General features: G+C 40.7%; 11 protein-coding genes. 8 read left to right on the forward strand and 3 right to left on the reverse strand.

Features of this window, described 5'->3' with window-relative positions; genetic code table 11:
* Positions 1 to 74 precede the first annotated feature (74 nt).
* From waaA to J3U67_RS06515, 3 genes are all read right to left on the reverse strand, one after another.
* The gene (gene waaA, locus J3U67_RS06505) at positions 75 to 1,361 is read right to left on the reverse strand and encodes a lipid IV(A) 3-deoxy-D-manno-octulosonic acid transferase (protein ID WP_267404343.1); all 1,287 of its coding nucleotides are present in this window, start codon (positions 1,359 to 1,361) and stop codon (positions 75 to 77) included.
* 127 nt (positions 1,362 to 1,488) lie between these two features.
* Positions 1,489 to 4,968 carry a chromosome segregation protein SMC gene (smc, locus tag J3U67_RS06510; RefSeq protein ID WP_267404345.1) on the reverse strand — a complete coding sequence of 1,160 codons (3,480 nt, stop codon included), beginning with the start codon at positions 4,966 to 4,968 and terminating at the stop codon, positions 1,489 to 1,491.
* Between the two features lie 129 nt (positions 4,969 to 5,097).
* Positions 5,098 to 5,499 (reverse strand): MerR family DNA-binding protein, encoded by a 402-nt coding sequence (locus tag J3U67_RS06515; protein ID WP_267404347.1) that lies wholly within the window; start codon positions 5,497 to 5,499, stop codon positions 5,098 to 5,100.
* Positions 5,500 to 5,609: 110 nt separating this feature from the next.
* On the opposite strand from J3U67_RS06515, the gene J3U67_RS06520 reads away from it, so the two are divergent.
* The 8 genes from J3U67_RS06520 to J3U67_RS06555 all read left to right on the forward strand — a co-directional run bounded on the left by J3U67_RS06520 (position 5,610) and on the right by J3U67_RS06555 (position 11,683).
* Positions 5,610 to 5,816, forward strand: a complete 207-nt coding sequence (locus J3U67_RS06520) for a heavy-metal-associated domain-containing protein (protein WP_100151661.1) — start codon at positions 5,610 to 5,612, stop codon at positions 5,814 to 5,816.
* Between the two features lie 39 nt (positions 5,817 to 5,855).
* The gene (locus J3U67_RS06525; RefSeq protein WP_267404349.1) at positions 5,856 to 8,060 is read left to right on the forward strand and encodes a heavy metal translocating P-type ATPase; all 2,205 of its coding nucleotides are present in this window, start codon (positions 5,856 to 5,858) and stop codon (positions 8,058 to 8,060) included.
* Between the two features lie 486 nt (positions 8,061 to 8,546).
* On the forward strand, positions 8,547 to 9,179 hold the full coding sequence (locus J3U67_RS06530; protein ID WP_267404351.1) for a hypothetical protein: 633 nt from the start codon (positions 8,547 to 8,549) through the stop codon (positions 9,177 to 9,179).
* A gap of 232 nt (positions 9,180 to 9,411) precedes the next feature.
* Positions 9,412 to 9,870, forward strand: a complete 459-nt coding sequence (locus J3U67_RS06535; RefSeq protein ID WP_267404353.1) for a putative T6SS immunity periplasmic lipoprotein — start codon at positions 9,412 to 9,414, stop codon at positions 9,868 to 9,870.
* Positions 9,871 to 9,928: 58 nt separating this feature from the next.
* Positions 9,929 to 10,390, forward strand: a complete 462-nt coding sequence (locus J3U67_RS06540) for a putative T6SS immunity periplasmic lipoprotein (RefSeq protein WP_267404355.1) — start codon at positions 9,929 to 9,931, stop codon at positions 10,388 to 10,390.
* A 58-nt stretch (positions 10,391 to 10,448) separates the two neighbouring features.
* Positions 10,449 to 10,910: a putative T6SS immunity periplasmic lipoprotein gene (locus J3U67_RS06545; RefSeq protein ID WP_267404357.1), complete on the forward strand. Its 462-nt coding sequence runs from the start codon at positions 10,449 to 10,451 to the stop codon at positions 10,908 to 10,910.
* A 58-nt stretch (positions 10,911 to 10,968) separates the two neighbouring features.
* Positions 10,969 to 11,418: a putative T6SS immunity periplasmic lipoprotein gene (locus J3U67_RS06550; protein WP_267404359.1), complete on the forward strand. Its 450-nt coding sequence runs from the start codon at positions 10,969 to 10,971 to the stop codon at positions 11,416 to 11,418.
* A 58-nt stretch (positions 11,419 to 11,476) separates the two neighbouring features.
* Positions 11,477 to 11,683, forward strand: a complete 207-nt coding sequence (locus tag J3U67_RS06555) for a hypothetical protein (RefSeq protein WP_267404361.1) — start codon at positions 11,477 to 11,479, stop codon at positions 11,681 to 11,683.
* The last annotated feature ends 704 nt before the right edge of the window (positions 11,684 to 12,387 follow it).

Here is a 12,387-nt window from a genome sequence, read left to right on the forward strand (position 1 = left end):
CAATAAATAATATGCTATAGGGTTTATTTGATATATTGTTTATAATTTGCAGCTCTTTAAATACAATATTTGTCTTAGTGCTGAGAGTTCTTGGCTGTAAGCGCAAGATTGTCCAAAATGGCCTGTGCCATTCTTTCGCTGGCACCGCGATGTTGTGTAATAAAAGCTTCTGCATTTTCCGACATGTATCGGCGTTGCTGTGGATTGGCAAGTAAGGCTAATGAGGTAGTTGCCCAGTCTTCTGCAGATCTGATTTGTTGCGCTGCTCCGATAGCAACCGCTTTTGGTGCAGCATCAGCGAAATTATACGTAGATGGGCCAAATAAAGTGGGTAGGTTGCAGGCGATGGGTTCGATAATGTTGTGGCAGCCGCTGTCAACGAGACTGCCGCCTACAAAAGCAATATCCGCACATAAATAATAAGCAAACAACTCACCTATACTGTCGCCAATCCAAACCTGAGTTTCTGGGGCAATATTTAGATTATCGCTACGTTTCTGTGTAATAAAATTAAGTTTTTCTGCGTAATCGAAAGCTGGTTGAAAACGTTCTGTATGGCGCGGTACGATGATCAGTAATGTATGGCCGGTATTCTGTTTTGCCCAAGCGTCGAGCAATAATTGTACTTCGTCGCTGCCATGGTAATAGCGGGTACTGGCACAAACCATCACAGGCCGGTTGCCGATACGTTGTTTGAATGTCTGTGCTAAAACATGCATGTCTTCGGTTGGAGAAATATCATACTTGGTGTTACCACATATTTTAAGATGTGCTGCACCAATTTTTTTCAAGCGTTCGGCATCTGCATTTGTCTGAGCAAAACAGCCTGTCAAGGTGCTGAGAGCAGGAACAACCAGCGATCGCACTTTCAGATAGCCTTGCAATGATTTTTCTGATAAGCGTGCATTAGCCATAAACAGAGGAATGCGATTTTTAGCACAGATATTAATTAAATTCGGCCATATTTCTGTTTCCATCAACACACCAAATAAAGGTTGATGGTCTTGGATAAACTGCTTTACCCACGAATTTTTATCATAGGGAAGGTAACGGCACTGTGCCTGCGGAAAAAAATGCTGCACAGTAGTACGGCCGGTAGGGGTAGTCTGAGTGATTAAAAGAGGTATATTTGGAAACCGCTTTTGCAACGCTTGAATAAACTGTATTGAGGCACGTGTTTCTCCTACTGATACTACATGAATCCAGATAGCTTTTTTTACCGCATTCGGATAAGGTTTTCCAAAACGTTCAGCCCAGTTTAGGGCATAAGCCGGTGCCAGTCTGGCACGTCGACGCAAATAACGGCGTAAAAAAGGAGGGGCGAGCAACCATAAAAATTGATATAAAAGATTCAATAGCATATGAACTCAATGTAAAAAGCCTGTTTCAAGGCCTTCATAATATAATAAAAAACACACGGGTTTAACCCCGTTTATAAGCAGTTGTTTACAGGAATGAAGGTACTGATATCGATATTTGTTCTTTGGCTTAGGCTTCAGCCATATCCAAAGCCTGCCGGATGTTAACTTCCACGATCCGTGAGACCCCTTTTTCCTGCATGGTAACGCCTACCAGCTGCTCGGCCATTTCCATGGTTAGCCGATTATGGGAAATATAAACAAACTGAGTTTGTGCGGACATTTGTTGTACCAGCTGACAGAAACGGCTTGTATTGGCATCGTCCAATGGCGCATCTACTTCATCCAGTAAACAGAATGGTGCCGGATTAAGGCTGAACAAAGCAAATACAAGGCTCATAGCCGTTAAAGCTTTTTCGCCACCAGAAAGCAGATGAATAGTGCTGTTTTTCTTGCCAGGCGGTCGCGCCATAATGGATACGCCCGCGCTGAGTAAGTCATCGCCAACCATATCCAAGTGTGCTTCGCCCCCACCAAACAAGGTTGGAAAGTAGCTTTGTACTTTTTGATTGACTGCATCAAATGTGGTTTTAAAACGGGATTTTGTTTCTTCATCAATGGTACTGATGGCTTCTTCCAGTAATGCTATGGCGGCCTGTACATCAGCAGTTTGCTGCTGATAGTACTGGGCTCGTTCATGGGCTTCTTCCAACTCCTGTAATGCAGCCAGGTTTACAGCGCCCAAAGCATTGATTTTCTGTGCAAGAGTAGCGATTTGCTCGCTTAGATCCTTAGATTCTGTTTGGGTATGGGCAAATTGTTCTGCCAATGTATCTATATCGGCTTTATTCTGTTGAAGTGTTTCATAAAAACGTTTGGCATTTAGTAAGGCTTCCTGTTGCTGAAGTAGGGCTTTTTGTGTGTCCGCCTGTAGTTGTGGTAAGCGGCTGTTTAGTGTGTGTTGTTGTTGCTGTCCCTGTTGTAACTGCTGCTGAAGTTGTTGCAACTGTTGCTGTACATCGGCACAACGTTCACTGGCTACATTGATCTGTGCATTCAATTCTTCAGTTTGTAAAGTCTGTTCATCTTCTACTTCTTCGTCAACTATACCAAGAGCCAGCTCGCTCTGGCGTTCTTGCCAACGTTCGGTCTCACGTGCAATCCGTTGGCGCTCCTGCGACGCACTCTGGATTCGCTGCTGTAGGCGCACAATGGCCATTTCAACCAGTCCTTGTTGCCTTCGTGCCTCTAGCAGCGCCAGCTGGCTTTGTTTGAGGGTTTGCTGTTGGTTCTGCTGGTTGGTCGTATGGCTTTCTAGCTGGGGACGCAATTGGTCTATAGCTAGCGTCAGATTATCGGCATCTGCTTGTGCCTGTTGCTGTATATGTTCGTATTGGGTTAATTCATTGATTATTTGGGCACATTCCTGCTGAATATGTTGCCGGCGAAGCTGCCCTTGGCTGGTACGTGCAATCAATTCTGTGGCCTGTGCTGAGGCAGCCTGCCAGCTTTGTTGTTGTTGTTTCAATTGATGCTGGCACTGTAATAGTTGAGCTTCTGTATTATCCAGATTTCGCTGTGCCAGCTGCATGGCTTCTTGTGCCTGTTGGCAGGGTTGTTCGATATCCACAAGGGCTTGTTGCAGTCCACGTAATTGCTGCTGCTGTTGCAATAAACTAGAGCCATTATCTTCAGCATATAAGGTAATGCTTATAGCATCTATGCAATGGCCTTCCGGAGTAACAATCAGTTGATGTGCCTCTAACTCCTTTTGCAGTAGTAAGGCTGCTTGCAGAGATTCAGCGCATATCACCTGCCGAAGCCAGAAATGCAATACTTCTTCAAAGGGTGATTCTACTTCAATATGCTGCAACAAGGCATCGCTGGCAACGGGTGATGTTTCGGATGGAGTGTTTAGATTGACCCATACCGAAGTGTGCTCAGTCTGGATATTGTCTAGCTGTAGCTGTTTACAGTAATGAGCCTGAATTTTATGACCCAGCGCTACACTGGTTGCATGCTGCCAGTGTGGTTCAACCTGCATATGCTGCCACAGCAAGGGAATATCAGTATGTTCTGACGCTGTCGTGTTGCTGTGCTCTGCTTTTGGCAACATTGCGGTAAGCGCTTCCACCTGAGCATTCAGTGTAAGTTGCTGTTTGTCCAACTGGCGATACTGTTGTTGAGCCAGTGCCAGTGCTTGCTGGGCATTGTCTCGCTGCTGCTCAAACTGCAGCAGGTTTTCCTCCAGTGTTGCTACTACCTGTTCCAGTTCAGATGCACTGTCCCGCGTTTTTTCCATCTCTTCTTCAGAGGGTAAGGCTAACTGCGCCAGCTCTGTTTCCAGCCGCTGCTGACGTTGTTGTAACTGCGTAATACTGCTGCTCGCATGCTGGTGTTGCTGTTGTTTAATTGCCAGTTCACGCTCCAGCCGCGCCAGCTCATTCTGTTGATTCTGGCGTGTGCGTTCACCCAGATGTGCCAGCTCTTCGAGCTCTGGCATACGTGCTTCATGCTCGGCAGCTTGCATAGCCCATTCTTCGCGCACTATTTGCTGTTCTTCCAATTCACTATTGGCTGATTCGAGCTGCTCCTGCTGTTGCCGGTCTTCTTCATGCAATCGTTGCAGTTCTGATTGAGCCTGTGCTTGTTCTCGCGCCATGCGCTGTTGCCAGTCACGCCGGTGACGGATCTGTTCTTCCAGACGTGCCCACTGTTCGCGCAGACCGGCGCGTTGCATTTCTGCTTCGCGTACCTGTTGCTGTTGCTGCTGTTCCTGTTCGCGCAATTGCTGTAGGTTTTCTTCAAGTGTTTCTAGATGCTGTTGAAGCGTTGCCTGAGCATTGTCATGCTGTTGATACATTGCAGTAGCATCATCAGCTTGAGCCAGTGCCTGTTGCCATTGGCTGTAATCAAATAAATCCTGTTTACCCGCTATCTGTACTTTTAGTTCCTGATAGCGTTGTGCTGTATTTGCCTGTCGTTGTAATTTTTCTACCTGCCTGTCTAGCTCACTTTGTAAATCGGCCAGTCGTTGCAGGTGTTCGCGTGTGTCTGCCAGTCTGTTTTCTGTTTCGCGGCGGCGTTCTTTGTACTTGGAAACCCCTGCCGCTTCTTCAATATGTGCTCTAAGTTCTTCTGGCCTTGCTTCTATTATGCGTGAAATCATCCCTTGTTCTATCACCGCATAGCCACGAGCTCCAACCCCTGTACCTAAAAATAAATCTGTAATATCGCGCCGGCGTACTACTTGATTATTAATATAATAAGTAGACTCACCTTGCCTTGTGAGCTGGCGTTTTATTGCCACTTCACCATATTGTCCCCATGCTCCCTGAAGCTGGCCGTCACTATTGTCAAATACCAGTTCCACGCTGGCGCGCGGGGCAGGGCGGCGGGTGTTGGCACCATTAAAAATCACGTCTTGCATGCTTTCACCGCGCAGCTGTCTGGCCGATGCTTCGCCCAGCACCCAGCGTACGGCATCAATCACATTGCTTTTTCCACAACCATTTGGCCCGATTACAGCCACCAGCTTTCCTGGTACGGAAATCGTAGTGGGATCAACAAAAGATTTAAAGCCAGAAAGTTTGATATGGGTTAGACGCATAGCAACAATAAAGCAGGCAAATAGCCACAAAATTGGCTATTTTAGCTGGTTTTAAATAAAAAGACAGTTTTAGTTACTTCAAATACCTGTTTATAATATTTTAATCAGAAATGCGATACCGTATTAGTTTTACGACTTCACACAGCCACGCTTATCCAAACCATCAATAATGGCACAATTAGGTGAATCATTGCCTTTACAACGGTTATACCAGCTTTCCAATGTATCTTTCATATTATTCAAATCTGATATTTTTTTATTCAAGCGCTGGATATGTTCACCTACCAATGATTTCACATCCGCACTGGCACGCAGTGGATCATTGCGTAAGGCCAGCAGCTCAGCAATCTGTGCCAGTGAAAAATCCACTTCACGTGCATGGCGGATAAAACTCAATGTAGCAATATCTGCATCACTGTAATCGCGATAGCCATTACTTTGTCGCTGTGGCCGAATTAAGCCAGCGGCTTCGTAATCACGTATTGTTTTGCTAGATAAGCCGGATAATTTTTCTGCTGTACTGATATTCATAGCAAATTAATAAAATGGGTAAACCGGAATAAAACTTGACTTTATCACAGGGTTAAGGTTTAAGCTTTATTAAAGTACTTTTTATAGACCCACTTTATATGGAGACAATCATGCAAATGGTTCAGTTTAAAATTGACGGAATGACTTGTGAAGGCTGTGCCAGAAGTGTTACTTCAGCACTACAAGGCAGCCCTGGCGTAGAAACCGTAGCCGTTAACTTTGCTACTGGTCTTGCCGATGTAGGCTTTAATGAAAGCCTTACCAATATTGATACCCTAAAAGCTGCGGTAGAAGCGGCCGGTTTTGATGTTGTTTAATTTTTAAATTCAGTGGTTGGGCAAATAAAGGTTAATACCATGGAAGAAAACTTGCATACAAAAAGTTCTCAAACAACCTCAGCGCGTTTTGCCATTGAGGGTATGGATTGCCAGGCTTGTGCCAACCGCATAGAAAAAGTACTGCGTCGGCAGCAGGGTATACAGACTGCTGATGTTAATTTTGCCAGTGATGAATTACAAACCCGCTTTGACAGCAGGCTACTGAGTACAGAAGATATTGTTCAAATAGTGGCCAAAACCGGTTTCAAAGCAACCCCAGCCAATGAAAGCAGTCTCAATGCACTGGCCGAGGCTAATTCTGGTAAACATACCGGTATATCGTGGCGGCTGGGCATAATCTGGCTCATTGCCATCCCCTTTATCATCGGCATGCTTGGCATGTTAATAGGTCAGCATTGGATGCTGCCGCCGATGTGGCAGTTTATCCTTGCCACCATTATCCAGCTTGGCTTTGCTTGGCCATTTTACACCAGTGCCATCAAATCCTTGCAAGGTGGCGTGGCCAATATGGATGTACTGGTGTCCTTAGGTACCCTAGCCATCTGGTTGTACTCCAGCATTATGCTCTTTAACCATCAGAACCATGCCCACCAATATATCTATTTTGAAGCCAGTGTAATGGTGATAGCCTTTGTCTCACTGGGAAAATATCTTGAACAACGTACCAAAAAACAAAGTCTCAACAGCATGAGCTTGTTATTGCAGCTTACGCCGAAAATGGTACGCAAGCAGACAGAACTCGGCTGGCAAGAAGTCCCCTTAAGCCAGATAAAAACGGGAGACATTCTACAAACCAATGCCGGTAATCGCATTGCCGCCGATGGCCTCGTGCACAGTGGTGAAGCGTGGTGTGACGAAAGCTATCTTACCGGCGAATCCAAACCCTTATTAAAACAAACCGGAGACAAAGTCCTTGCTGGTGCCCTTATCAGCAATGGCAGCATCACCTATCAGGCACAGACCCTAGGCAGCCAGACCCTGCTGGGCGACATGATGCAGGCGCTGTCACAAGCTCAAGGAAGCAAAGCACCAATTGCACGGCTGGCAGACAAAGTATCCATGGTATTTGTTCCTACTGTAGTTGCCATAGCTGTATTAACCTTTCTATTAAATTGGTGGTTGGGAAATGGTACCAACGAAGCTGTTACCCGCGGTGTGGCAGTATTGGTTATTGCTTGCCCATGTGCGCTGGGGCTGGCTACACCAGCTGCTATGATGGTGGGCATGGGGCGTTCTGCCCGCTATGGCGTGTGGTTTAAAGATGCCGCCGCACTCGAACGTACCAGTCAGGTAGACACCGTTGTACTGGATAAAACCGGTACCTTAACCAGCGGCCAACCGCAAATAGTTGCGCAATGGCAGGCGCCAAAAAGTAAATACAGCCAACAAAAAATACTGCAACTGGCTGCAGCCGTAGAAGAGCTCACCACCCATCCGCTGGCACTGGCTATTATTCAAGCAGCACAAAAGCAGCAATTGCCCATTTTAAAGGCTTTCAACAGCCATAGCGATATCGGGCAGGGTACACAAGCACAGATAGAGGGATATGGCACAATCAAAGTGGGCAATCCCGCTTATTGCAGCTTTAACATCCCAGAAGAATTAAAACAACAAGAAATCTGGCGGATAGCCAGCATTGTAGTCGTAGCTATCAATGATAAAGTAGAGGGTGTTTTTGCTATAGCCGATGCACTTAAACAAGATACCGTTCAAGCTATTCAGCGCCTAAAGCAACAACATATTGACATTTATATTATGAGCGGCGACCAGCACAGCGTCGTAGAATACATTGCTAAGCAGCTGGGAATTAATCATTATCATGCAGAAATGAATCCCCGCGCGAAAGCCGAAGCAGTTCGCCAACTTATGCAACAGGGTAAAGTAGTAGCCATGGTAGGCGATGGTATAAACGATGCGCCTGCATTAGCCGCCGCCGATGTAAGCTTTGCCATGTATGGCGGTACTGATGTCGCCACCAATACTGCTTCAGCTACGCTAATGCGCCACTCTGTTACACAGGTAGCCGATGCGCTGGCTTTAGCTCATGCTACCGTGCGCGTCGTCAAACAGAATCTGTTTTTTGCCTTTTTCTACAATATACTTGGCATTCCGCTAGCCGCCATCGGCTTGCTTAGCCCCGTGATTGCAGGTGCGGCCATGGCCATGAGTTCCATTTCGGTATTGCTGAATGCTTTACGCTTGAAAAAAAGCGGGCTGGAATAAATATTTTATTTATTGAGTAAAGTTATTTTCTAGCTTAACTCTATCTGTATATTTTACATATGCAATTTTGTTTTAAGCTTAATTTTTTTATATTTTCTAAGTTTATTGCAAAAATCTTTTTTAAAATATAAATAATTAGCACAATTTTCCAGTAGCGCTGCTATTCATAAAATAACATTTTGTCGAAATGTTTTTTAGCAGAAATAATCCCTTGTTTCTACCAAATTAATACTGGGATGATTGAACAGTGAATCAGCAAAAGTACTCAATATTCTTCCAATCACACAATAATATAGCTTTTTTATACCAAATAAGCATATCATTTTAGAATTAATTTCATTTTGATATTTATCACTAAATTTAATTTCATCTAGATAAATCCAAGCCAAAAATATCCTGGATTGAATTAGAATAGGATGAAAAATAAATCAGAAAAATACTGATTTTCAAATTTAGAATGTTACATAACCATAGAGGGGTAATCAGATGGCAAACTTACTGATACAAAGTTGTTGCGGTGCTTCTGGATTAATATTAGATCTTCTTTACGAAACAGCCAGTAATCATATTAAGTCCCAATCTCGTCTATTAACTCCAGGCGAAATGAGTATGGTAACCTCTGTTTTTAAAAGCGCCATAGTATTATCACAAGTACGAGTTCGGAAGGGTACTCTGTTGCCGTATCAGGGTAAATATGCCATCACACCCTTTGGTGAAATATACTGGCCGCAAAAATATTATTCTCGAGATTATTCAATGGAAGAGTTTGATAATAAGTATTTTTTTATGCATGAAATGGTGCATGTATGGCAGTTTCAAATGGGCATGAATGTAGTGATGCGCGGAGCATTTAGTTTAATGGCAGATTACGAATATGCGCTGGAAGAAAACAAACTATTATCAGATTACGGAATGGAGCAACAAGCATCCATTATTGCTGACTATTATATTTTAAAATATTTTAATTATAATTTGTGGCAAATAAAAACAAAGCAAAGACCCAAAGAAAGCAATGCTAAAAATAAACAGCTTGTACAGCAATACTGGCTCAAAATGTATGAAAATACTTTACACTTATTCTTAAAAAATCCCAGAGACAAAAAGGCATTATTTAGATAAAACTTATTTTTGTTAATTATATAGCATATAATATACGATAAATAAAGCTTGAAATCGAAAAATGAAAATAATAAGTGACAATTAAAAATAAATTTCACCGTGAGATTAAAATAATTTGTCTTTGCAGTTTTTATATTTTTAATTGTATATTTCAATCAATTATGCTTAACATAATCATTAACTAGGGTCTTCGAAATTCTGTTTTTGTTCGATAGATAACAAGGAAGAAGAAATGAAGCGGTCGATATCAAAATATTTATGCTGGAGGTTAATCTTTATTCCAGTATTATTGATAACTAGTTGCATAAGGCCCTATATCCCAGATATTGTATTAAAGAAAGATGGTCAACCCTGTATTAGTATCCCTATAGATGAAGATTTTTTCCACCGCAAAAAAGAGTTTAATATTACGTATTTATATGTATTTCAAGCAGGAGTTGGAGAACTCTGGAACAAAGATTACTTGGAATCTGAAAAGCCTTATTACGTCAAAAATCAACAATGTTTATATTTTAATTATCGTTTTCAGACTAATATTTCTTACTCTATTGGTTTCTTTTCAACAGAAAAAGGAAATGATGAATCGCAAAAATCAACAAATAAAAACTGGACAAGGTATATGCGCATCATAGAAAAACCGGATGGAACGTTGCAATTATTATTAGACGATGAGGCACGTGACTATTCTTGATTGTGGATGAAGCAATATAACAGCTTTTCTGTTTAGTATTTATAAGGACTCAAGGATAATGAATAAAAATCTTTTTCGTATTTTGCCATTAGTCCTTACAATAACTTTGATAACAGGTTGCATCTTGCACAACAATGTATTTTATACGCCTGAAATTGCATTAAAAAAGGATGAACAACCATGTATCAGTATACCCGCAAATGAAGATTTTTTCCGACGAAAAAAAGAATTTAATATTTTAAGCTTATATGTATTTCAAACAGGGGTTGGATACTTATGGAAAAAAAATTATTATGATTCTGGAACGCAATATTATGTCAAAAATCAACAATGCTTAGATTTTAATTATCATTTTCATGAAAATATTTTTTATACAGTTGAATTTATCTCAATAGAAAAAGAAGATGATGAAATTCATAGGTCTACACAGAAAGATTGGGTGAGATATATGAGAATCATAAAAAAACCTGATGGAACGCTGCAATTATTATTAGACGGTGAAGCACGTGATTATTCTTGATTGTGTATGAAGCAATATAACATCTTTTCTGTACAGTATTTATAAGGACTCAAAAATAATGAATAAAAATCTTTTTCGCATTTTGCCAATAGTCCTTACCATAGCTTTGATAACAGGTTGCATATTGCACAACAATGAATTTAATACCCCAGATATTGTATTAAAAAAAAATGGACAATTATGTATTAGTATCCCTGAAAATGAAAATTTTTTCTACAGCAAAAAAGAATATAGTATTTTGACTACAGAGGTTTTCCAGACAGGGATTGGTCAATTGTGGAAAAAAAATTATTTCTATCCTTCAGAGCCTTATTATGTAAAAAATCAAGAATGTCTTTATTTTAATTATCATTTCCAAAATAATATTTTTTATACTATTAGTTTCATTTCAACTGAAAAAGGAAATAACGAAAATCAGAAATCAACCCAAAAAACATGGAGGAGATTTATGCGCATTATAAAAAAACCGGATGGAACGTTCCAATTATTATTAGATGGTAAGGCACGTGATTATTCTTGATTATGGTTGAAGCAATGTAGCACATTACTTGTATGATTTTCATAAGGACATAAGGAGAATGAACAAGAATTTATTCCGCGGTTCATCGTTAATCCTCCTAGTAATATTAATGAATGGTTGCATAAGTGGATATACCCCAGATATTGTTTTAAAAAAAGATGGCCAGCCGTGCATCAGTATTCCGGCGGATGAAGATTTTTTTCGTCGTCAAAAAGAATTTAATATTTTAGGTTTGGATATTTATCAAACTGGAGTAGGTGAACTCTGGAGCAGACATTATTTAGATTCTAAAGATCATTATTATGTAAAAAACCAACAATGCTTATATTTTAATTATAAATTCCAGACTAATATTTTATATGATATTGGTTTTTTCTCAACAGAAAAAGGGGATGAAGAAAATCGAAAATCTACAAAGAAAGTGTGGATGAGGTATATGCGAATCATAAAAAAATCAGATGGAACGTTGCAATTATTATTAGACGAAAAGGCACGTGATTATTATTGATTATGTATGAAGTAATACGGCACATTATCTGTATGATATTCATAAGGATACAAGGAAAATGAATAGAAATCTTTTGCGCATTTTGCCAGTATTTCTTCCAGCAGCCTTGCTAACAGGTTGCATACTGCACAGCAATGTATTTTATACCCCAGATATATTATTAAAAAAAGATGGGCAGCCGTGCATAAGTATTCCGGCGAATGAAGATTTTTTCAGGCAAATAAAAGAATTTCATATTTTAAATTCAGATGTCCATCAAGCCTGAGTGGGAGAACTCTGGAGCCAAGATTATTCAGATTCTGCAAAACCATATTATGTCAAAAATCAGCAATGCTTGAATTTTAATTTCCATTTTCAAACTAATATTCCGTATTCAATTGGCTTCACCTCTGAAGAAATGGGAAATAATAAATCGCAGAAATATACACAGAAAGATTGGATAAGATATATGCGTATCATAAGAAATAAGGATAATTCACTACAATTATTACTTGATGAAAAAGCTCGGAATGATATTTAATTGTATTCAGGGAAAAGTAAGTTGTTTTTTATCCTAAAAATGTCTTTCCTGAATAAGCATTGTTTAACTCAAAGCCTTATACATAAATAAGGGACGGGAAAAATAATTAATGGCTCAGCTAAGCAATATTGTAGTTATAGCAAATAGTGACTAATGGTTCAGAACAGAAATCAAACAGAGTAAAAGGAAAAGGGAATCTTAGGGAAACCCAATTGAAAGCGGAATTACAAAGTTGTAGAGAGCTGTGAAAGCGTGGCCATAGATGCGTAGGATCATCTTGCAATTATGGGCAAAGACAACAGGCTTTTTCAGCCTGTCCGAGGCGAGGGCAAAGCAGAGTGTGGTGCTGACTGGGAAAATTGGATGTATAACTAAAAATATCAGCAGAATCCTAGACCATAGCGTGAACAGCTTATTAACATATCAATAATTAACCAGCTAGATAAGTT

Origin of the sequence: Snodgrassella sp. B3837, assembly GCF_026535955.1 — a bacterium.
GTDB classification, from domain to species: domain Bacteria; phylum Pseudomonadota; class Gammaproteobacteria; order Burkholderiales; family Neisseriaceae; genus Snodgrassella; species Snodgrassella alvi_E.

Coding starts and splice junctions, on each gene's coding strand:
- J3U67_RS06535 (WP_267404353.1), top strand. CDS start 9,412: ATGAAGCGGTCGATATCAAAATATTTATGCTGGAGGTTAATCTTTATT.
- smc (WP_267404345.1), bottom strand. CDS start 4,968: ATGCGTCTAACCCATATCAAACTTTCTGGCTTTAAATCTTTTGTTGAT.
- waaA (WP_267404343.1), bottom strand. CDS start 1,361: ATGCTATTGAATCTTTTATATCAATTTTTATGGTTGCTCGCCCCTCCT.
- J3U67_RS06555 (WP_267404361.1), top strand. CDS start 11,477: ATGAATAGAAATCTTTTGCGCATTTTGCCAGTATTTCTTCCAGCAGCC.
- J3U67_RS06520 (WP_100151661.1), top strand. CDS start 5,610: ATGCAAATGGTTCAGTTTAAAATTGACGGAATGACTTGTGAAGGCTGT.
- J3U67_RS06550 (WP_267404359.1), top strand. CDS start 10,969: ATGAACAAGAATTTATTCCGCGGTTCATCGTTAATCCTCCTAGTAATA.
- J3U67_RS06545 (WP_267404357.1), top strand. CDS start 10,449: ATGAATAAAAATCTTTTTCGCATTTTGCCAATAGTCCTTACCATAGCT.
- J3U67_RS06515 (WP_267404347.1), bottom strand. CDS start 5,499: ATGAATATCAGTACAGCAGAAAAATTATCCGGCTTATCTAGCAAAACA.
- J3U67_RS06525 (WP_267404349.1), top strand. CDS start 5,856: ATGGAAGAAAACTTGCATACAAAAAGTTCTCAAACAACCTCAGCGCGT.
- J3U67_RS06540 (WP_267404355.1), top strand. CDS start 9,929: ATGAATAAAAATCTTTTTCGTATTTTGCCATTAGTCCTTACAATAACT.
- J3U67_RS06530 (WP_267404351.1), top strand. CDS start 8,547: ATGGCAAACTTACTGATACAAAGTTGTTGCGGTGCTTCTGGATTAATA.